The sequence below is a fragment of the Modestobacter sp. Leaf380 genome, from assembly GCF_001424485.1.
Lineage (GTDB): Bacteria > Actinomycetota > Actinomycetes > Mycobacteriales > Geodermatophilaceae > Klenkia.
On record NZ_LMQC01000001.1, the window covers coordinates 556,441 to 577,053 of the forward strand.

Consider the following 20,613-nt stretch of genomic DNA (forward strand, 5'->3'; position numbering starts at 1 on the left):
CAGCGCCCGCGTCGGGGGCGCCGCGGTACCCGGCCGGGCGGGTCAGCCGGTGACGGTGGAGAACGGGGAGGCCCGCAGCAGGCCGCCCAGCACGTCCTGCAGCACGGTGGACAGCGTCCCGCCGCCGGCGGCTGTCCCGCCCTGCGGGCCGGCCGAGGCGGTGCCGCCGTCCCCGCCGATGTTCTGCTCACCGCGGATGTTGGAGCCGCTCTCGTCGATGCCGTCGGAGGGGTCGGGGTCCACGCCGGCCACCACGTCGCAGCCGACGGCCGAGGTGTCCAGGGCCGCGACGGCCGCGGGGCTGGGCGCGTTGCCCGTGGAGCTGTAGCCGCTGATGCAGGCCTGCGGGTCGTTGGCGTTGAGGACGAAGCCGAAGTGCGCCCGCATCTGGCCGTCGGGGTCCCGCCGGACGGTGCTGAAGGCGCCGGTGACGACCTCGGGGTAGGTGACCAGCAGCTGCTCGACGCCGTCCAGGCGGGGGGCCGTGACGTCGTTGAGGACGTCGACGTTGCGGATCAGCGAGCCCAGCCCGGGGCCGGCGTCGGTGACCAGCTGCTGCAGCGCGGCACCGGCGTCGGGGGCGTTGACCAGCAGCGCCCGCAGGTCGCCGTCACTGCTGACCAGGGTGTCCGAGAGCAGGCGCAGGTCCGCGGCCCAGCTCTGGATGGCCGAGCGGGAGTCGACCTGGGTCTGCAGCACGGTCTGCCCGTCGGTGATCAGCTGCAGCGTCTGCGGCAGGGACTCCTCGGCGCGGGTCAGCAGCAGGTTGCCGTTGTCGATGAGCCGGCTCAGGTCGTCCCCGGCGCCGGCGAAGGCGGTGCCCAGCTCGTCGACGAGGATCCGCAGGTCCTCCAGGTCGATGGACCCCACGAGCCCGTCGACGTCGAGCAGCAGCTGCTCGACCGGGATCGGGATGGAGGTGTTCTGCACCGGGATGACGGAGCCGTCGGCCAGGAAGGGACCGTCGCCGTCCGGCGGGCGCAGGTCGACGTACTGCTCGCCGACGGCGCTGCGGTTGGCGACGGCGGCGAGGGTGTCGGCCGGGATCTCCGGGGCGTCCGGGTCGATCTCCAGCTCCACCTCGACGCCCTCGTCGGTCAGGGTCATGTCGCTGACCCGGCCCACGCCGACGCCGCGGTAGGTGACCTCGGCGTTGACGAAGATGCCGCCGGAGTCGGTGAACTGGGCGGCGACCTGGTAGCCGCCCCCGAAGACCAGCCGGTCCAGTCCCACGTAGCGGAAGCCGACGAAGCTCATCCCCAGCAGGGCCACCAGGGCGAAGGCCAGCAGCTGGATGCGGGTGGTCCGGGTGATCACGGGGTGGCTCCGCTCGTCAGGCCCGGGATGGCCGGCAGGCCCAGCAGCGTGCTGCCGGTGCCGGCGGTCGGGTCGGGCAGGATCGCGGTCAGGTCGCCGGGCAGCGTGGGCACGCTGAAGGCCTGGACGCCGGGGTCGGCCGGTGCCGCCGTCGCGGACGGGCCCGCTCCCCCGCCCGGGCTGCCGGCCAGCCCGCAGGTGTCGCCGACGACGTCGCGCGGGAGCAGGGTCAGCGCCCCGGTGGTCTGGTCCACCACGTACCGGCAGAAGAGCTCCTGCAGGTCCAGGTTCAGGTCCGCGGTCATGTTGGTGAACAGGCCGTACCCACCGGTGCGCTGGTCGGGGCGGTACTGCAGCGAGCTCAGCGAGGACGCCGGGAACGGGAAGGTGAGCAACAGGTCCAGGGAGCCGGCCAGGTCGGGGCCGGCGGCAGCGAGCTGGGTGAGGATCGGCTGCAGCAGCTGGAGGTCCGCGACCGTGTCGGCGCCGGCCTGGTTGACCACGCGGGTGCCGACGTCACCGAGCTGGGCCAGGGACTGCAGCATGCCCACGAGCAGGCCGCGCTGGTCCTCCAGGACGTCCAGGCCCGGGCCGATGGTGTCCAGGGCCGTCTCCAGCGTGCCGCTGCCGACCGCCAGGGTGGCGGCCAGGGCGTCGACGCTGTCCAGGGCCCGGCTGATCTCGGCCTTCTGGTCGTCCAGTCCGCCGATGAAGACGTCGAGCTGGTCCAGGGTGTTGCGGACGGCGTCCTCGCGGCCCTCGAGGGCCTGACCGAGCTCGCTGGTGATGGTCTGCAGCTGGGTGAGCCCACCGCCGTTGAGCACCAGGCTCAGCGCGCCGAGGACCTCCTCGACCTCGATGTTCCGGTTGGTCCGGTCCAGGGTGATCGTGGCGCCGTCGTCCAGCACGCCGGCGGCGGGCTCACCGCCGGGCGAGGCCAGTTCGACGTACTTCTCCCCCAGCAGCGAGGACTGGCCGATCATCGCCACGGCGTTGGCCGGCAGCTCGACGTCCCGGTCGACCTCCACGGTGACCAGCGCGGTCCAGTCCTCACCCAGTTCGACGTCGGTCACCTTGCCGACCGGCACGTCGGCGACCCGGACCGCGGACTGCGGCACCAGGTCCAGCACGTCGGCGAACTGGATCTGCACCGCGTACGGGTCGTCGCCGGTGTCGGCACCGCCGGGCAGGTCCAGGGAGTAGGCGCCTCGGAAGCCGCAGCCCGACACCAGGGCGGCGACGGCCAGCACCGCGGCGGCGCGACGGGGCAGGTGGCTCACTGGCCGGCTCCCGGGATGGTGGGCAGGCCGGGCAGGGTGGTGATCCCGGCCAGCCCGGCGGAGGGCGAGAAGACCGCGGTGAGCAGCTCCTGCAGGTCGGGCACGCCGTTGGCGTTGAGGTCGTCGACCGCGCCGTCACCGCCCGGGTCCCCGGAGAGCAGGCGGGCGCAGACCTGGTCGATCGGCGGCAGGCCCAGCAGTCCGGGCAGGTCGCCCAGGTCCAGCCCGGCCAGCTGCAGCCGACCGGTCTGGCCCAGGAGCTGGCAGACCACGACGTCGGCGTTCTGGCTGCCCAGGGAGTTGTCCCGGGTGTCCAGCGTGCCGTAGTCGGGGTTGTAGGCGTGCGCGAGGTTGCCGATCGCCGCGGGGGCGACGTCGAGGACCTGGGCCAGGGCCTGGCGCTGCTGCACCAGGGTGAGGGTGACGGCGGCGAGCCGGTCGACGTTCGTCGTCAGCAGGGTGGTGTTCTGCTGCACGAAGGCCGCGACCTGGCCCAGCGAGGACGACAGCAGGGCGATGGCAGCCGCCAGGTCCTCCCGCTCGCCGGCCAGCTGCTCGGCGACGGCGGCCAGGTTGGTGTTGAACTGCCCGACCTGGCTGTCGATGGTGGCCAGCGCGCTGGTGAAGGTCTGCAGGGAGTCCACGGACCCGAACAGGTCCTGCCGGTTGTCCGACAGCGTCTCCACGGCCTGGGAGAACCCGGTGAGGGTGTCGTTGAGGGCCTGGCCGTTGCCCTCCAGGTTGGCCGCGCCGGTGCTCACCAGGTCCGCCAGGGCCCCGTCCTCGTTCGCCCCGGTGGGGCCCAGCGCGACCGACAGGTCGTCGAGGGCGCCGTAGACCTGGTCCAGCTCGACCGGGGTGGCGGTGCGCTCGATGGGCACCTCGGCGCCGTCGGTCATCACCGGGCCGCCGGAGTACACCGGGGCGAACTGCACGTACCGGTCGGCGACCAGGGAGGGCGCGAGGATGACGGCGGCGGCGTCGGCGGGGACCTGGTAGTCCTCGTCGACGAGCATCTCGACCCGCACCCGGTCGCCCATCGGCGTGACGTCGGTGATCTCCCCGACGTCGATGCCCAGCACCCGCACGTCGGACCCCTCGTAGAGGCCGACGGTCTGGCCGAACCAGGCGGTGACCCGCATCTGACCGGCCGGGCGCAGCACGATCCAGCCCAGCGTGCCCACGAGCAGGAGCGCCGCGGCGGCCGCGACCAGGCGCTGCAGGCGGCCGGTCACGGGGCGCACCCCAGCAGCCCGCCGGTGTTGCCGGCGACCGTGCCGCACAGCACCCCGCCGACGACGCCGGGGACCAGGTTGTCCACGAAGCTGTCGAACCACCGGCCGTTGCCCAGCGTGTTGGTGAAGACGGTGACGAAGGGCGCCATGTTCGCCACGGTGTCCCCCAGGTCCTGCCGGTTGCGCTCGAGGATGTCGGTCACCGTGGACAGCTGGGCCAGCGCGGCCTGGTTGTCCTGCACCAGGCCGGCGAGCTGGGTGGCCAGCGTCTGGGTGTTGGTCAGGACCGAGTCGATCAGCGCGCGGCGCTCCTGGACCTCGGTGAGCAGGGTGTTGGAGTCCAGGATGAGCTGGGTGAACTCGCCGTTGCGGTCGGCGAGCACCTGGGTCACGTCCCGCGTCGCCGACAGCAGCGTCTGCAGCTGGGCGTCGCGGGAGGCGATCGTCTCCGACAGCCGGGACAGCCCGGTCAGCGAGGCCTGCACCTCGTCGGGGGTGTCGGCGAAGGTCTCGCTGAGCACCTCGAAGGACTGCGCGAGCTGCGCGGTGTCGACGTCGTCGATGGTCTGGGCCAGCCCGCTGAAGGCCTGCACCACGTCGTAGGGCGAGGCGGTGCGCTCCAGCGGGATGCGCTCGTCGGGGTCCAGCTCGGTCTCCCCGCGCGGCACGAGCGCCAGGAACTTCGCCCCCAGCACCGTCTCGATCGCGATGGCGGCCTCGCTGCGGTCGCCCACGAAGGCGTCCCGGACGCGGAAGGCGACGGTGACCGCGCCGTCCTCCAGCTGCAGGCTCTCCACCTGTCCGACCTTCACCCCGGCCACCCGCACCGGGTCGTCCACGCGCAGCCCGGCGGACTCGCTGAACTGCGCGGTGTAGACCGTGCCCCCGCCGATCAGGGGGAGCGACTGCGCGTTGAACGCCAGGAGGACGAAGAGCGCGATCACCGACAGGCTCACCGCCCCGATCGTGACCGGGTTGCGGTCCCGGAAGGGCCTGGACTCCCGCGCCATCAGCTGCACCCCGCCGATCCGTTGGCCGCCCCGCCGGGCGGCAGCTGGGTGTCCCCGACGACGGGCAGGGACACCAGCCCGGACGCCGAGCACAGGTAGAAGTTGAACCAGCTGCCGTTGACCGCCGTCCGCGTGATGAGGTCGATCTTGGTCGGGGCGAGCTGCAGGAAGTCCTCCACGACGTCACCGGTGTCGGCCAGGTTGGTGGCCAGGTCGCCCAGGGCGGTGATGTCGGCGGCCAGGGGTGCCCGGGCGTCGGCCAGGAACTGCGACGTGGTCACCGCCAGCCCGTCGATGGTCTGCAGGGAGTCGAAGACGGCGTCGCGGTCCGCGGTCAGCCCGGACACGAACTGCTGCAGGGAGACCACCAGGTCCGACAGCTGCTGGTCCCGCGCGGCGACGCTGCCCACGACGGTCGTCAGGTTGTCGATCACGCTGCCGATGACGGCGTCCTCGTCGGCCAGGCTGTTGGTCAGCGAGGCCACGTGGGTCAGCAGGCTGGAGATCGTCCCGCCCTCGCCTTGGAAGACCTGGATCAGCTCGTAGGACAGCCGGTTGACGTCGTCGGGGCTCAGCGCCTGGAACAGCGGCTGGAACCCGCCGAACAGCGTGGTCAGGTCCAGCGCAGGGGTGGTCTGGGCCAGCGGGATGACGTCGTCGGCGGCCAGCGTGCGACCGGAGGACCCGTCGCCCTCGGTCAGCGCGACGTACCGCTGGCCGACCAGGTTGCGGTAGCGGATGGTGGCCTGCACCCCGGCCGGGAGCGGGACGTCGGTGGAGACCTCCAGGCCGATCTCGGCGACCGGTCGCTCCCGGTCCTCGCTCAGGCCGATGCTGGTGACCTGGCCGACGCGCACCCCGGCGATCCGGACCTCGTCGCCCTCGACCAGACCGGCGACGTCGCTGAACTGCGCCCGGTAGGTGGTCTGCTCGCCGTAGCCGGCGTTCGTGATGGTCGCGATCAGCACGTAGCTGGCCAGGATCGTCACCATCGCGAAGACGACGAGCTTGACGATCGGCGCGGTCAGGCCCCTCATCGGACCATCACCTGCGTGCCGCGCAGCAGCGGCGCCATGGACGACGCGGCGAGGTCGGACACCTCGGCCGGGGCGACCCCCGTCTGGTAGCCCAGCAGGTTGCGCACGAAGTCCAGCTCGGCACTGCTGCCGGCCAGGCTGCCGCTCGCCCCGCCGTCGGTGAGCCCGGGCGGGAACGCCGAGGCCAGGGACAGGTCGGTGCCGGCCCCCGTGCCGTCGCGGCCCACGCGGGTGTCCTCCGAGGGCAGGTCGGTCGGGCCCGTGCCGCCCAGGCAGACCGGGTTGCCGCTGACCGGGTTGTCGGTGGAGTCCACGCCGTCCAGCGGTGGCACCGGGCAGTAGTACTCGCCCTGGGCCGCGGCCGCGATCACGCCGTCGATGTCGTCCAGGCCCCGGCAGTCGGGCCCGGACACGTCGTCGTAGGCGGGCTGGTCGCCGGGGGCGTAGGGGTTGCGCGGGGGCAGCGTGACGGTGAGGTTCAGGTTCAGCGCGGGGTCGCCGTCGCCGCCGAAGGCCTCGGTGATCAGCGGGTTGAAGCGGGACAGCCCGTTCAGCAGGCAGGGGTACTCCGGGGAGTACTCGGCGAACAGGCCGAGCACCGGCCGGGACCCGGCGGCGAGGGAGATCAGGGCGTCCTCGTTCTGGGTCAGGAAGGAGGCGGCGGTCTGCGCCGAGCTGCCGACCACGGTGAAGGTGCGGCGCAGCTGCTCGGCCTGGTCGGTGACCGTGGTGGCGGTCACCGAGAGGTCCTCCAGCACCGCCAGCACGTCGGGGGCGGCGGCGTCGTAGGTGTCGGCGACGTCGGCCAGCAGCGAGATGTCGGCCTGCAGCTCGGGCAGGACGGTGTTGACCTGCTCCACGTAGGCGCCGGTGTCGGCCAGGTTCTCCCCGAGCACGTCGCCGCGCCCGCGCAGCGCGTCGGCCACCGCGCCCAGGGTCGCGGACAGGTCGGCGGGGTCGACGGCCTGCAGCAGCGGGAGCAGGCCGTCGATGACCCGCTCGAGCTCGATGGCGTTCTCGGTCCGGTCCTGGCCGATGACGTCGCCGGCGGCCAGCCGCTGCGGGGTGGGGTCGGCCGGGGGCACGAGGGCGACGAACCGCTCGCCGAACAGCGTCTTGGGCAACAGCCGGGCGTCGACGTTGCTGGGGATCTGGGCCAGCGCCTCGGGCTCGATCGCCAGCGTGACGACGGCGCCACCCTCCTGGGCCTCGACGGCGCGCACCTCCCCGACGATGACGCCGCGGATCTTCACGTCGCTGGCGGTGGCCAGCTGGTTGCCGATGCTGTCGGTCTCCAGCCGCACCTCGACGGCGTCGCTGAACGCCTTCTGGTACGTGGCGACCGCCAGGCCCAGCAGCAGCGCGATGACCACCAGGAACGCCAGCCCCTGCAGCCGCTGACGGACCACGGCTCCCCTGCCCCGGCTCATCCTGCGATCCTCACCGTCGTCGTGGAGCCCCAGATGGCCAGGGACAGGAACAGGTCGATGACCATCACGGCCACGATCGAGAAGCGCACGGCACGACCGACGGCCAGGCCGACGCCGGCGGGCCCGCCGCCGGCCCGGTAGCCGTAGTAGCAGTGGCTCAGGATGATCACGACGCTGAAGACGAGCACCTTGAGGAAGGACCACAGCACGTCCTGCGGGGGCAGGAAGAGGTTGAAGTAGTGGTCGTAGGTGCCCGCCGACTGGCCGTAGACCGTCGTGGTGATGGTGCGGGTGGCGAAGTAGCTGGTCAGCAGCCCGATCACGTAGAGCGGGATGACGGCGACGAAGCCGGCGACGATGCGGGTGGTCACCAGGAACGGCAGCGAGGGCACGCCCATGACCTCCAGGGCGTCGATCTCCTCGTTGATCCGCATGGCACCGATCTGGGCGGTGAAGCCGCAGCCGACGGTGGCCGACAGGGCGAGCCCGGCGACCAGCGGCGCGATCTCCCGGGTGTTGAAGTAGGCCGAGAGGAACCCGGTGAACGCCGAGGTGCCCAGCTGGTCCAGCGCCGCGTAGCCCTGCAGGCCGACCTCGGTGCCGGTGAAGAAGGACAGGAACGCGATGACGCCGACGGTGCCGCCGATGACGGCCAGCGCGCCGGTGCCGAAGCTGACCTCGGCCAGCAGCCGGAGCGTCTCCCGCTTGTAGCGCTTGAGCGTGCGCGGGGTCCAGGCCAGCGCGCGCCCGTAGAAGCCGAGCTGGTCCCCGAGGTCGTCGAGCACCGTGAGCGGACGGCGGTAGACGGTCGCCACGATCCGGCGGGTGCGGACCTTGACCCGGTCGACGGGTGAGAGGAGGGCCACGGTCACTGGCCCTTCGGCGGCACGAGCTGGAAGTAGATCGCGGTGATCACGAAGTTCACCGCGAACAGCAGCAGGAACGTGATGACCACGGCCTGGTTCACCGCGTCCCCCACGCCCTTGGGGCCACCACCGGCGCGCAGCCCCTTGTAGGAGGCGACGATCCCGGCTATCAGGCCGAAGACCAGGGCCTTGATCTCCCCGGACCAGAAGTCCGCGACCTGCGCCAGAGCGCTGAAGGAGGCCAGGTAGGCCCCCGGCGTCCCGCCCTGCAGGATGACGTTGAAGAAGTACCCGCCGACGACGCCGACGACCGAGACCAGGCCGTTGAGCAGCACCGCGACCAGCATCGAGGCCAGCACGCGCGGCACCACCAGTCGCTGGATCGGCGAGATGCCCAGCACCTCCATGGCGTCGATCTCGTCGCGGATCTTGCGGGCACCCAGGTCGGCGCAGATCGCCGAGCCGCCGGCCCCGGCGATGAGCAGCGCGGTGACGATCGGGCTGGCCTCGCGCAGCACGGCGAGCACCGAAGCCGACCCGGTGAAGGACTGGGCGCCCAGCTGGCGGGTCAGCGACCCCAGCTGCAGGGCGATGACCGCGCCGAAGGGGATGGCCACCAGCGCGGTCGGCAGGATCGTCACCGAGGCCACGAACCAGGTCTGCTGGATGAACTCACGCAGCTGGAAGGGCCGCCGGAACACCGCCCGGACGACGTCCAGGGCGAAGGCGAACAGGTTGCCGCTGGCCTTGAGCGGGCGCAGCGGCGACAGCTTCCCGTCCAGCAGACCCGGCGCCGTCGGCTTCTCGCCGGGTGCGCTCACGGACGGCCCCGCGGGTCGGGCACGACGAGGTCGGCGCCGTCCTCGGTGCGCCACTCGCGGCTGCCGACCGTCGTGGGCCGGTAGCTGCCGGAGTCGGCCAGCGCGAGCAGGTCGGCGGGCAGGCTGGCCCGGATGGCGTCGGCGGTGGTCGGGTCGTAGGTGTGCAGCATCCGGGCCACCCGCTCCTGCCGGCGGCGGACGGCCTTGCGCTCGGGCAGGCCCGGGGAGGGTTCCAGCTGCGGGGGCACGGCCTCGCCGCCCGAGGCGCCCTTGGGTCCGACGCCGTTGTGCTGGTCGCCCCCGCGCGCCTCCAGGGCGGCCATCTCGGCCTCCACCTGGGCGACGTCCTTCTCCTCGCTCATCCCGATCGGCCCCTCGCGGCGGCCGTTGAGGAACTGGCGGACGACGGGCTCCTGGCTGGTGAGCAGCTGCTCGCGCGGGCCGAACATGGCCAGGTGCCGGCGGAAGAGCAGGCCCAGGTTGTCCGGCACGGTCCGGGCGGTGCCGATGTCGTGGGTGACGATCAGGAAGGTGGCGTCGATCTGGGCGTTCAGGTCGACGATCAGCTGGTTGAGGTAGGCGACGCGGACCGGGTCCAGGCCGGAGTCCGGCTCGTCGAAGAGGATGACCTCGGGGTCCAGGACCAGGGCGCGGGCGATGCCGGCGCGCTTGCGCATGCCGCCGGAGATCTCCCCGGGCAGCTTCCCCTCGGTGCCGGACAGGCCGACCATGTCCATCTTCTCGCGCACGATCGCGCGCACCTCGGACTCGCTCTTCTTCGTGTGCTCCCGCAGCGGGAACGCGACGTTGTCGTAGAGGTTCATCGACCCGAAGAGCGCGCCGTCCTGGAACAGCACCCCGAACAGCCGCCGCACGTCGTAGAGCTGCCGCTCGGAGCAGGTGACGATGTCGGTGTCGCTCATGACGATCGAGCCGCGCTCGGGCTTGAGCAGACCCACCAGCGACTTCAGGAAGACCGACTTGCCGGTGCCGGAGGGGCCGAGCATCACCGAGATCTCCCCGGGCGGGAGCGTCAGCGTGACGTCGGACCAGATGTTCTGGCTGCCGAAGGACTTGGTGAGCCCCTCCACGTGCACGGCGACACCCACGACCGACCTCCTCCACCGACCCACACCGGTCCACGTCACCCCCGCTCCAGTGCGGGGCCCCGGCAGCGCGCGGCCACCTGGGCGGTGACGCGCGTCCTACTGAGGAGCAACGACGCAGGAGGTTAGTGGTTACGTGGGTCACGCCTAACGCGTGGCCCCCGTCTCACCGACGCGCGCCGTCCCGGAGACGCCAGAGGGGCCGTCCTCCAGGTGGAGGACGGCCCCTGCGGGTCGTGCGGTGGTGCAGGTGTCACCCGTGGGTGACGTGCCCGGCGAGCGCCGGGCGGGGTGTCACTTGACGGTGACGGTGGCGCCGGCGCCCTCGAGAGCGGCCTTGGCCTTCTCGGCAGCGTCCTTGGCGACCTTCTCCAGCACCGGCTTCGGCGCGCCGTCGACCAGGTCCTTGGCCTCCTTGAGGCCCAGGGAGGTGAGACCGCGCACCTCCTTGATGACCTGGATCTTCTTGTCGCCGGCAGCCTCGAGGATGACGTCGAACTCGTCCTGCTCGGCCGGGGCCTCAGCAGCGGCACCGGCGGCGGCCGGGGCAGCGGCGGCCACGGGGGCGGCGGCGGTGACGTCGAAGGTGGTCTCGAACTCCTTCACGAAGTCCGACAGCTCCAGGAGCGTCATCTCCTTGAAAGCGTCGAGCAGCTCCGTGGTGGACAGCTTGGCCATGGTGTCTCCTTCTGGTCAGTCGTCGCTGGCCGCAGGCGCGGCGTCAGCGTCGGTGGTGTCGGGGGTGGTGGGTGCAGCAGCGGTCTCGTCCGCGGCGGGAGCGTCGGCGGCGGGCAGGGTCTCCCCGGCCGCCTCCTTCTTCTCCTGCAGTGCGGCGGCCAGGCGGGCGACCTGCGACAGCGGGGCCTGGAACAGGCCGGCGGCCTTGGTCAGGTTGCCCTTCATCGCGCCGGCCAGCTTGGCCAGCAGGACCTCACGGGACTCGACGTCGGCGAGGCGGGTGACCTCGGCGGCATCGACCGTGCGGCCCTCGACGACGCCGCCCTTGACGACCAGGGCCGGGTTGGCCTTGGCGAAGTCGCGGATGGCCTTAGCGGCCTCCACCGGGTCACCGGAGATGAACGCGATGGCGGTCGGGCCGTTGAGCAGCGGCGCCAGGTCGGAGTGACCGACCTGGTCCGCGGCCCGCTTCGTCAGGGTGTTCTTGACGACGGCGTAGCTGCTGCCCGCACCGAGGGAACGACGCAGCTGGGTCAGCTGCGCCACGGTCAGCCCGCGGTACTCGGTGAGCACCGCCGCACTCGAGTCCTGGAACCGAGTGGTGATCTCAGCGATCGCCTCGGCTTTGGCCTGCGTGGGCATGGGCCTCCTCTCTCAGTCGGGGCGACCACCGGAGGAGGCACGGGGCGCAGACGATCGAGAGGGCCTGGACCTCGTCAGAGACGACAGACGCCCCGGCGCAGGGCGCACGGGGCGAGAGAGCAGGCGTAGGACGCCTGTCGACCGGACCGTCCACCTGCGCGGGTCGCCCGGGGATCCGGGACCTTCGATCACACGCGCACGTGCGACGACCAGCGGTCTGGGGGGAACTCCGGCAAGAGTACGCCATCGGCGACACGGGCGGCGGCCGGGCCCATCCGCCGGGACCGCCCGCCGCGAACCCGGGAGGATCTCGGCCAGTCCCCCGCACGACAGGAGCACCGACGCATGTCCAGCACCACCTCCCCCGACCGGTCCGTCGCCGGGCGGCTCGCCGCCCTGGTCGGCGAGGTCCTCGGCGGCCGCGTCCCGGTCCGCATCCGCGCCTGGGACGGCAGCGAGGCCGGCCCGCTCGACGCCCCCGTGGTCGTGCTCCGCAGCCGCACCGCGCTGCGCCGGCTGCTGTGGGACCCCAACGAGCTGGGTCTGGCCCGCGCCTACGTGGCCGGCGAGATCGACGTCGAGGGCGACCTGGCCGAGGGGTTGTCCCGGGTGTGGTCGCTGGTCCGCGAGCGCCCGCCGGCGCTGCCCACGCTGCGCGACCAGCTCCGCTGGGGCCGGACGGCGCTGCGGCTGGGCATCGTGGGCCCGCGTCCGCCCGCCCCTCCGGAGGAGGCGGTGCTGTCGGGTGAGAAGCACTCGACCGACCGGGACAGCGACGCGATCAGCTACCACTACGACCAGAGCAACGACGTCTACCAGGCACTGCTGGACGAGCACATGGCCTACTCGTGCGCCTACTTCCGCGAGGACCCGGCCACCGACCCCGGCGCCGCCGACGGCAGCTACACCGTGACCGACGCGCAGCGGGACAAGCTCGAGCTGGTCTGCCGCAAGCTGGGTCTGCAGCCGGGGATGCGGCTGCTGGACGTGGGCTGCGGGTGGGGCTCGATGCTGCTCTACGCCGCTCAGCACCACGGCGTGCACGCCACGGGCGTCACCATCTCCGCCCAGCAGCGCGACCACATCGAGAAGCTCGTCGCCGAGCGCGGGCTGGCCGACCGGGTCACCGTGCGGCTGCAGGACTACCGCGACGTGCCGATGCCCGCCGAGGGGCCCTACGACGCGATCAGCTCGATCGAGATGAGCGAGCACGTCGGCCAGGAGCAGTACCCGGTCTACGCCGAGACGCTGCACCGGCTGGTCAAGCCCGGCGGCCGGGTGCTGGTGCAGGCCATGAGCCACCCCAGCGCCCCCGGCGGCGGCGCGTTCATCGAGCGCTACGTGGCCCCCGACATGCACATGCGGCCCACCTGGGGGACGGCGGAGATGCTGGCCCGGCCCGGCCTGGAGCTGCGCGACGTGGAGAGCATCCGCGAGCACTACGACTGGACCGTGCGTGCCTGGGCGCAGCGCCTGGAGGACCGCTGGGACGAGGTCGTCGCCATCATCGGCGTCGCCGGTGCCCGGATCTGGCGGCTCTACCTGGCCGGCGGTGGGCTCACCTTCGCCGAGAACCGGATGGGGGTGGACCAGCTGCTCTTCGTCAAGCCCCGCCCCGACGGGCGCAGCGGGATGCCCGCCACCCGTCGCGGCTGGGACGTCACCCCGGGCTGACCGCCCCACCCGCGACGACCCGCACCACCTGATCGACCGCGACCGCCGGTCGGCCACCCCCTCCGGGGTGTCCGGCCGGCGGTGACGCGTGCACGCACACCCGGCAGGACATGCTGGAGGGACGGGTCAGCCACGGCCCGAGGACGAGGAGCACACACGGATGGACGTCGGGGTCGACTGGGGCGCGTTGGGCGTCAACGCGCTGATCACGCTGGGCGTGCTGCTGGCGGTGTTCACCGGCACCTGGCTGCTGGCACTGCGGCTGGGCCGGCACTCGGTGATCGACGTCGTCTGGGGGCTGGGCTTCGTCGTCGTGTCCCTGGTGGGGCTGCTGGTCGCGCAGGCCGGTGACCACGGCGACGCCGGCCGGCAGCTGCTGGCCCTGGCGCTGACGACGGCGTGGGGCGTGCGACTGGCGGTGCACATCGGCCGGCGCAACGGGTCGAAGGAGGACCCGCGCTACGTGGACATCCTGGCCCGGGCGAAGGGCTCGCCGGCGGCGCACATCTACCGCCGGGTCTACCTGAGCCAGGTCGCGGTGCTCTTCGTGGTCTCCCTGCCGCTGCAGGTCGCCGCCTACCAGGAGGGCCCGGCGACGTCGGGCTGGCCGCTGGTGGTCGCGCTGCTGGGGGTCGTCGTCTGGTCGGTCGGCTTCACCTTCGAGACGGTCGGTGACTGGCAGCTCGAGCGCTTCAAGGCCGACCCCGCCAACGCGGGCGAGGTGAACGACCGTGGGCTGTGGAAGTACACCCGTCACCCCAACTACTTCGGGGACGCCGCGGTCATGTGGGGCCTGTGGCTGCTCACCGCCGGGCACTGGTCCGGGCTGGTCTTCGTCCTCTGCCCGGTGCTCATGACCCTCAACCTGGTGAAGGGCTCCGGCGCGGCCATGACCGACAAGCGGATGAAGAGCTCCCGCCGCGGCTTCGCCGAGTACGTGGAGCGCACCAGTGGGTTCTTCCCACTCCCCCCGAAGAAGCACTGAGACGCAGGAAGGGCCCCGCAGCGTCAGCTGCGGGGCCCTTCCTGTCGGCCCCCTCGCAGGGCCCCTGGTCGCGCGGAGCGTGACCAGGGGGGCGAGGGGGCCGACAGGGTCCGTCGACTACTGGGTGGGCTCGTCCACCAGCAGGTTGCGCGTGCGGTTCGGGTCGACCTGGATGCCCGGGCCCATCGTCGTGGAGACGGTGACCTTGCGGACGTAACGGCCCTTGGCGGCCGACGGCTTGGCGCGGAGCACCTCGTCCAGGGCTGCGGCGTAGTTCTCCACCAGCTTGGCCTCGTCGAAGGAGACCTTGCCGATCACCAGGTGCAGGTTGGACTGCTTGTCGACGCGGAAGTTGATCTTCCCGCCCTTGATGTCGTTGACGGCCTTGGTGACGTCGGGGGTCACGGTGCCCGTCTTCGGGTTCGGCATCAGGCCACGGGGGCCGAGGATGCGGGCGATGCGACCGACCTTGGCCATCTGGTCCGGGGTGGCGATCGCGGCGTCGAAGTCCAGGAAACCGCCCTGGATGCGCTCGATCAGGTCGTCGGAGCCCACGACGTCGGCGCCGGCGGCCTCGGCCTCGGCGGCCTTGTCACCGGTCGCGAAGACGATGACGCGGGCGGTCTTGCCGGTGCCGTGGGGCAGGTTGACCGTGCCGCGGACCATCTGGTCTGCCTTGCGCGGGTCGACGCCCAGGCGCATGGCGACCTCGACGGTGGCGTCGTAGGACGTGGTCGACGTCTGCTTGGCCAGACCTGCAGCCTGCAGCGGGCTGTACAGGTGGTCGCCGTCGACGAGCTCGGCTGCCTTGCGGTAGCCCTTTCCGTGCTTGGCCATTCGAGGATCCCCTCGTTCGGGTCGCGCCCGGGGCGCGACTGCGTGGTGTGCGGGCCTGGCTGGGCCCTCCCACAAGAGCTCTGGTGCAGGTGCGGGGGTGGTGCCGGTCGTGCAGTCGGGCCCGTGAGGTGGTGCCCGTGCCGTGTCGCTCCGTGCCGTGTCGCTCCGTGCGGTGTCGCGGGGCCGCCCGCCGGGCGGCCCGACGTCACGCGACGGTGATGCCCATCGACCGGGCGGTGCCGGCGATGATCTTCTCGGCCTCGTCGAGGTCGTTGGCGTTCAGGTCGGCCATCTTGGTCTGCGCGATCTCGCGGACCTGGTCACGGGTGACCGTGGCGACCTTGGTCTTGTGCGGCTCGCCCGAGCCCTTCTCGACACCGGCGGCCTTGAGCAGCATGCGCGCGGCCGGCGGGGTCTTGGTGATGAAGGTGAACGAGCGGTCCTCGAAGACGGAGATCTCGACGGGGACGACGTCGCCACGCTGAGACTCGGTCTCGGCGTTGTACGCCTTGCAGAACTCCATGATGTTGACGCCGTGCTGGCCGAGCGCCGGACCGACGGGCGGTGCGGGGGTGGCCGCGCCGGCCTTGATCTGGAGCTTGATGACCGCGGTCAACCGCTTCCTGGGGGGCATGACTTCCTTCTTCTGTCTGGCGACCGGAACTGCATGGTCTGGGATGGAACGGCTTCGGAGCAGGGGCCCAGCCCGCGCGGAGCGTGGGCTGGGGGGCTCCGAGGTCCTTCAGCTACAACTTCTGGACCTGGCTGAAGGACAGCTCGACCGGGGTCTCGCGGCCGAAGATCGAGACCAGCACCTGCAGCTTCTGCTGCTCGGCGTTGATCTCGTTGATGGTCGCGGGCAGGGTCGCGAACGGCCCGTCCATGACCGTGACCGACTCCCCGACCTCGAAGTCGACGAGGGGCGTGGTGGCCGAGCCACCAGGCGTCGACGGCGTCTCGGGGGAGGCGGCCTGCTTGTGGGTGGTCGCGGGGACCAGGAGCTTGACGACCTCGTCGATGCTCAGCGGGCTGGGCCGGGAGGTGGCGCCGACGAAGCCGGTGACGCCGGGGGTGTTGCGGACCGCGCCCCACGAGTCGTCGGTGAGGTCCATCCGGACCAGCAGGTAGCCGGGCAGCACCTTGCGGTTGACCTGCACCCGCTTGCCGTTCTTGATCTCGGTGACCTCTTCGGTCGGCACCTCGATCTGGAAGATGTAGTCCTCCATGTCCAGGCTGGTGATCCGGGACTCGAGGTTGGTCTTCACCTTGTTCTCGTAGCCGGCGTAGGAGTGGATGACGTACCAGTCACCGAACGCCCGGGTCAGCGCCTTGCGCATCGCCTCGGCGGGGTCCTCGTCCTCCTCCTCGGCGGTCTCGAGGACCTCCTCGGTGAGCGGGTCGTGGTCCGGCGCCGGCTCGGTGTCGGCCCCGACGAGCGCGTCGTCCACGGCACCACGGGCGTTGCCGCTGCCGCCGGCGACCGCGTCGGCCATCGGGTTGTCGGCGGTCAGGTCGCCGGTGTCGACGGAGCCCTCGGCAGCGCCCGTCTCACGCACGCCGGTCTCGGCGTCGACGGCACCGGTGGCGTCCTCGACGGCGGCGTCGTCGGCCTGCTCGTCGAGCGTCGCGTCGGTGGCCTCGAGGGCCTCGTCGGTCTCGCGGGGGTCGGTCACGGGGAGGGTCTCTTTCCTGTGCGTCGGTGGTGCGTCGAGCGTCGGTGGTGGTGGCTCAGCCGAAGACGGCGAGCACGCCCTGGGCGAAGAGGATGTCCAGGCCGGCCACGAGCGCGACCATGAAGGCCACGAAGACGATCACCACGGTGGTGTAGGTGATGAGCTCCTTGCGCCCGGGCCAGATGACCTTGCGGAGCTCGGCGACGACCTCGCGCAGGAACCGGCCGATGGAGCGCTTGTCCCGCAGCTCCTCGGCCCGGGCCTTCTCCGCTGCCGCCCGCGAGCGGGTGCCCTCACCGTCAGCGGCCTTCGAGCCGGTGTTCTTCCCGCCGGCGGGCCGCGTGGTGCGAGCCTCGCTGGCCGGACGGCCACCGGGCCGGTCACGGCGCCGGACCCGCGGAGCGGCCCCGGTGGCGTCGTCGGTGTCCTCGTCGTCGGCGTCGTCGGCGGTGATCGCGCCACGACGACGCCGGGCCGGGGTGGCCACGACCTTGTCCTCGTCCTGCGCGGCCTCGGCGGCGATCTCGTCCTCGGCCGCCTCGAGCTCGGCGGCGTCGTCGACCCCGGGGGTCTCGGCGTCGATCTGCTCGTCGGTCAGCTCGCCGTCCGCGGCGGCCGGCGTGGCGTCGGCGGGGGTGCTGTCCCCGGCGCCGGAGGCGGAGCTGCCCGTGGCGGTGGCGTCGTCGGCGGCACCGCCGGAGGCCCGGCGTGCACGGCCGTCCTCGGTGCCCGGCTCCTCGTCGCTCACTGCGCCTCGCCTCGTCGTCGGTGGTCGGTGGCCGGGTCTGTTCCCGGCCCTGACGGTCCGGTCGACCCGACCGTGGTCCTGCGCCGCGCGGGGCGGGTCGTGCAGGCCGCCGGCTGGCCGGCGGCACGAGCAGGGGTGACAGGACTTGAACCTGCAGCCTGCGGTTTTGGAGACCGCTGCTCTGCCAATTGAGCTACACCCCTAGGTGCCCGACCGGGGTCGGACACCGGGACCCCCGCCTCGCCGCCGGGGCGGTCCAGGGCACCCTCGGACTGCTCGATGAGGTGGCCCCGGGGCACGCCGGTGGCGGGGTCGCGAGCCCCAGGACGAGAAGTGTACGGGACCCGGGACACCGGTTGCCGACACACCGTCCCCGGACCCCCCGGGAGGGTCTCCGCCCAGGTCGGGGACCGTGCCGCCACCCGGTCCACGCCCAGGCCGCCCCCGGGCCGCCGGCGACCCCGCTGACGACCGGGTCGTGACCGCACCGTGACCGGGCTGACACGATGGTGCCCATGACCGCCCTGTCGTCCCCGGGGCCCGCCGCGTCGGAGCCCGCTCCCGCTGCAGCCTCCCCCGCCGCCCCCTCCCCCGCCGACCGCCGTGTCTCGCGCCGGATCGCCGCGATCGCGGAGTCCGCGACCCTGGCCGTCGACGCCAAGGCCAAGGCGCTCAAGGCCGCGGGCAAGCCGGTCATCGGCTTCGGGGCCGGCGAGCCGGACTTCCCGACGCCGGACTACGTCGTCGAGGCCGCGGTGGCCGCCGCGAAGGACCCCAAGTACCACCGCTACACCCCCGCCGGCGGGCTGCCCGCGCTCAAGGAGGCCATCGTCGCCAAGACGCTGCGCGACTCCGGCGTCCAGGCGACCCCCGCGGACGTGCTGGTGACCAACGGCGGCAAGCAGGCCGTCTACGAGGCGCTGGCGACCATGCTGGACCCCGGTGACGAGGTGCTGCTGCCCGCGCCGTACTGGACCACCTACCCCGAGGCGATCCGGCTGGCCGGCGGCGTCCCCGTTCCGGTGGTCGCCGACGAGCAGTCCGGCTACCTGGTCTCGGTCCGCCAGCTGGAGGCCGCGCGCACCCCGCGCACCAAGGTGCTGTTGTTCTGCTCGCCGTCCAACCCCACCGGCGCCGTCTACCCGCCCGAGCAGGTCGAGGAGATCGGCCGCTGGGCTCTGGAGACCGGCCTCTGGGTGCTCACCGACGAGATCTACGAGCACCTGACCTACGGCGGGGTCACCGCCCCCTCGATGCCCGCGGTCGTGCCCGAGCTGCAGTCGCGCTGCGTCATCGTCAACGGGGTCGCCAAGACCTACGCCATGACCGGATGGCGGGTGGGCTGGATCCTCGGCCCCTCCGACGTCGTCAAGGCCGCCACCAACCTGCAGTCGCACGCCACGTCCAACGTGGCCAACGTGTCCCAGGTGGCCGCCATCGCCGCCCTGACCGGCGACCTGTCGGCCGTCGAGGTGATGAAGACCGCCTTCGACCGCCGCCGGCACACCATCGTGGACATGCTGCGCCAGATCCCCGGCGTGGCCTGCCCCGAGCCGCAGGGCGCGTTCTACGTCTACCCCTCGGTGAAGGCCCTGCTGGGCCGCGAGATCGCCGGCCGCACGCCGCAGACCAGCGTGGAGCTGGCGGAGCTGGTCCTGGAGGAGGCCGAGGTGGCCGTCGTCCCGGGCGAGGCCTTCGGCACCCCGGGCTACCTGCGGCTGTCCTACGCCCTCGGGGACGACGACCTGGTCGAGGGGATCACCCGGATGCAGCGGCTGCTGGGCTCCGCCGGCTGACCCGACCGACCCGTGCGGGCCGTCTCCCCCCGGGGAGGCGGCCCGCGGTGCGTCCGGGGGTCAGTCCGGGAGGTCCTCGTCGTCCAGCGCGCCGGCGTCGAGCAGCACGCGGGTGGCGGCCGGCAGGTCCTGCAGGGCCAGCGCCAGGTCGGCCGGCGTCGCCGTCGTCCAGGCGGCGGCCTCGACGTAGCAGCGCAGGGCGGCGTCGAAGGCCGCCGGCCCGGCTGCGGCCCGCGCAGCCAGCAGCGCCGCCGCGCCCTTGCCGTACACGGCCTGGACGTACTGCCGGTCGTCGGCGTAGTCGGTCATCGCACCCCCGACCGGGACGTCCGAGCGCAGCCGGGCCTGCAGCTGGGCCTCGGTGAGCGGTGCGTCCTGCACCGACTCGGCGTAGCTGGCGAAGGCCTCGTCCAGCCAGGGGTCGCGGGCCTGGTCGTCCCCGACCATCCCGTAGAACCACATGTGCGCGACCTCGTGCAGCAGGACGACGGGGTCCGGGCTGGCCATCAGGATGGAGCTCGGGTACTCGATCCCACCGCCGAAGTCGGGCAGCACCGGCACGGTGAGCGTCGCGTAGGGGAAGTCCCCGAACCGGGCGGCCAGGTCGGCGATGTCGGCCACCGTGGCGTCCGCGACGGCCTGCGGGTCGGTGGCGTCGGCGGGGAGCACCCCCGCGGTCACCTGGACGCCGTCGACCTCCGCGGTGGCGGTGCGGAACTCCCCGACGGCGACGCTGACGTCGCGCGCCACCGGCTCGTGCGAGGTCCAGACCCGTCGGCCGTCACCGGCGTCCACGGGCTCGTCCTGGTCGCCGGTCATCAGCACGGTCAGAGCGGCCGACGCCTCGACCGACACCCGGGTGTCGGCGACCGGGCTGGAGGCCGTCTCGCCCAGCAGCTCCACGAAGGGCGCCCGGGACCAGCCCACACCGGGCTCCCAGGCCAGCAGCGGGGCGCCGCTGGCCCACCAGGACACCTCGTCGTCGGCACCGAACCGGTCGAACCCGCCGACGCCCAGCGCCAAGGTGAAGTCCAGCTCCACCTCGGTGGTGTCCCCGGCCGCGAGCTCACCTGCCAGCTCCACCACGTACAGGCCGCCGGGCCCGACCGCACCGGCGGACTCGTACCCGCCGCGCTCGACGTCGTCCCCGCGGACGTCGTCGACGGTGAGGCCGGAGCCCGCCTCGACCGAGCCGGGGCCGTTGGGCACCAGCCGGAACACCAGCTCCTCGGTGTCCAGGTCGGGGGCGAAGGAGACCGTCTCGGTGCCGGTGACGGTGCGCCCGTCCTCGGCGAGGGAGAACTCCAGATCCACCCGCGGCCGGTCCGGGTCGGGCTCGGCCCGCTCGGCGGGGCAGGCCCCGGGCTCGGTGGTGGGTGCCGGGGTCGACGGCACTGCGCCCGGCGTGGTGCCGTCGGCGGCGGTGCAGCCGGCCAGCAGGAGGACACCGGCGAGCAGCACCGCTGCCCGGCGCACGG

The 20,613-nt window shown here is 72.7% G+C and carries 19 protein-coding genes and 1 tRNA gene; 3 read left to right on the forward strand and 17 right to left on the reverse strand.

Translation table 11 applies throughout. The features are described 5' to 3' along the window. Positions 1–42 precede the first annotated feature (42 nt). The 11 genes from ASG41_RS02640 to rplJ form a co-directional block, all read right to left on the reverse strand. Positions 43–1,317 carry an MCE family protein gene (locus tag ASG41_RS02640; protein WP_056289243.1) on the reverse strand — a complete coding sequence of 425 codons (1,275 nt, stop codon included), beginning with the start codon at positions 1,315–1,317 and terminating at the stop codon, positions 43–45. Next, positions 1,314–2,597, reverse strand: coding sequence for an MCE family protein (locus ASG41_RS02645; protein ID WP_056289246.1), 1,284 nt, complete (start codon positions 2,595–2,597; stop codon positions 1,314–1,316). The genes ASG41_RS02640 and ASG41_RS02645 overlap by 4 nt, the downstream gene beginning before the upstream one ends. Further along, positions 2,594–3,832, reverse strand: a complete 1,239-nt coding sequence (locus ASG41_RS02650) for an MCE family protein (RefSeq protein WP_056289248.1) — start codon at positions 3,830–3,832, stop codon at positions 2,594–2,596. The genes ASG41_RS02645 and ASG41_RS02650 overlap by 4 nt, the downstream gene beginning before the upstream one ends. Then, on the reverse strand, positions 3,829–4,842 hold the full coding sequence (locus tag ASG41_RS02655; protein WP_056290219.1) for an MCE family protein: 1,014 nt from the start codon (positions 4,840–4,842) through the stop codon (positions 3,829–3,831). Before ASG41_RS02655 ends, ASG41_RS02650 begins: the two co-directional genes overlap by 4 nt. Continuing rightward, positions 4,842–5,879, reverse strand: coding sequence for an MCE family protein (locus ASG41_RS02660; RefSeq protein WP_056289251.1), 1,038 nt, complete (start codon positions 5,877–5,879; stop codon positions 4,842–4,844). The genes ASG41_RS02655 and ASG41_RS02660 overlap by 1 nt, the downstream gene beginning before the upstream one ends. Continuing rightward, entirely contained in the window at positions 5,876–7,309 is a 1,434-nt protein-coding gene (locus ASG41_RS02665; RefSeq protein ID WP_082556471.1) for an MCE family protein, read from the reverse strand. Before ASG41_RS02665 ends, ASG41_RS02660 begins: the two co-directional genes overlap by 4 nt. Further along, a complete protein-coding gene (locus ASG41_RS02670; protein ID WP_200938703.1) occupies positions 7,306–8,127 on the reverse strand; it encodes an ABC transporter permease in 822 nt (273 codons plus the stop codon). The genes ASG41_RS02665 and ASG41_RS02670 overlap by 4 nt, the downstream gene beginning before the upstream one ends. Before the next feature lie 50 nt (positions 8,128–8,177). Beyond that, a complete protein-coding gene (locus tag ASG41_RS02675) occupies positions 8,178–8,936 on the reverse strand; it encodes an ABC transporter permease (RefSeq protein WP_200938704.1) in 759 nt (252 codons plus the stop codon). A 56-nt stretch (positions 8,937–8,992) separates the two neighbouring features. Continuing rightward, positions 8,993–10,105: an ABC transporter ATP-binding protein gene (locus ASG41_RS02680; RefSeq protein WP_082556473.1), complete on the reverse strand. Its 1,113-nt coding sequence runs from the start codon at positions 10,103–10,105 to the stop codon at positions 8,993–8,995. Positions 10,106–10,396: 291 nt separating this feature from the next. Beyond that, on the reverse strand, positions 10,397–10,780 hold the full coding sequence (rplL, locus tag ASG41_RS02685) for a 50S ribosomal protein L7/L12 (RefSeq protein ID WP_056289260.1): 384 nt from the start codon (positions 10,778–10,780) through the stop codon (positions 10,397–10,399). Between the two features lie 15 nt (positions 10,781–10,795). Beyond that, positions 10,796–11,422, reverse strand: a complete 627-nt coding sequence (gene rplJ / locus ASG41_RS02690) for a 50S ribosomal protein L10 (RefSeq protein WP_056289261.1) — start codon at positions 11,420–11,422, stop codon at positions 10,796–10,798. 345 nt (positions 11,423–11,767) lie between these two features. On the opposite strand from rplJ, the gene ASG41_RS02695 reads away from it, so the two are divergent. Together ASG41_RS02695 and ASG41_RS02700 are read left to right on the forward strand one after the other, a co-directional pair. Beyond that, entirely contained in the window at positions 11,768–13,096 is a 1,329-nt protein-coding gene (locus ASG41_RS02695; RefSeq protein WP_056289264.1) for a cyclopropane-fatty-acyl-phospholipid synthase family protein, read from the forward strand. Between the two features lie 160 nt (positions 13,097–13,256). Further along, the gene (locus ASG41_RS02700; protein ID WP_056289266.1) at positions 13,257–14,081 is read left to right on the forward strand and encodes a DUF1295 domain-containing protein; all 825 of its coding nucleotides are present in this window, start codon (positions 13,257–13,259) and stop codon (positions 14,079–14,081) included. Positions 14,082–14,198: 117 nt separating this feature from the next. Here ASG41_RS02700 and rplA read toward each other — a convergent pair whose 3' ends face one another. The 5 genes from rplA to ASG41_RS02725 all read right to left on the reverse strand — a co-directional run bounded on the left by rplA (position 14,199) and on the right by ASG41_RS02725 (position 17,542). Then, entirely contained in the window at positions 14,199–14,918 is a 720-nt protein-coding gene (rplA, locus tag ASG41_RS02705; protein ID WP_056289269.1) for a 50S ribosomal protein L1, read from the reverse strand. 205 nt (positions 14,919–15,123) lie between these two features. After that, the gene (rplK, locus tag ASG41_RS02710; RefSeq protein ID WP_056289273.1) at positions 15,124–15,552 is read right to left on the reverse strand and encodes a 50S ribosomal protein L11; all 429 of its coding nucleotides are present in this window, start codon (positions 15,550–15,552) and stop codon (positions 15,124–15,126) included. Between the two features lie 112 nt (positions 15,553–15,664). Beyond that, positions 15,665–16,591, reverse strand: a complete 927-nt coding sequence (gene nusG, locus ASG41_RS02715; protein ID WP_056289276.1) for a transcription termination/antitermination protein NusG — start codon at positions 16,589–16,591, stop codon at positions 15,665–15,667. Positions 16,592–16,646: 55 nt separating this feature from the next. Beyond that, on the reverse strand, positions 16,647–17,339 hold the full coding sequence (gene secE / locus ASG41_RS02720) for a preprotein translocase subunit SecE (protein ID WP_235564392.1): 693 nt from the start codon (positions 17,337–17,339) through the stop codon (positions 16,647–16,649). Positions 17,340–17,469: 130 nt separating this feature from the next. Continuing rightward, positions 17,470–17,542, reverse strand: a tRNA-Trp gene (locus ASG41_RS02725). Between the two features lie 312 nt (positions 17,543–17,854). On the opposite strand from ASG41_RS02725, the gene ASG41_RS02730 reads away from it, so the two are divergent. Next, on the forward strand, positions 17,855–19,135 hold the full coding sequence (locus ASG41_RS02730) for a pyridoxal phosphate-dependent aminotransferase (protein ID WP_056290232.1): 1,281 nt from the start codon (positions 17,855–17,857) through the stop codon (positions 19,133–19,135). A gap of 60 nt (positions 19,136–19,195) precedes the next feature. On the opposite strand, the gene ASG41_RS25025 is transcribed toward ASG41_RS02730, so the two are convergent. Continuing rightward, the gene (locus ASG41_RS25025) at positions 19,196–20,611 is read right to left on the reverse strand and encodes a M1 family aminopeptidase (RefSeq protein WP_056289279.1); all 1,416 of its coding nucleotides are present in this window, start codon (positions 20,609–20,611) and stop codon (positions 19,196–19,198) included. Positions 20,612–20,613: the final 2 nt, after the last annotated feature.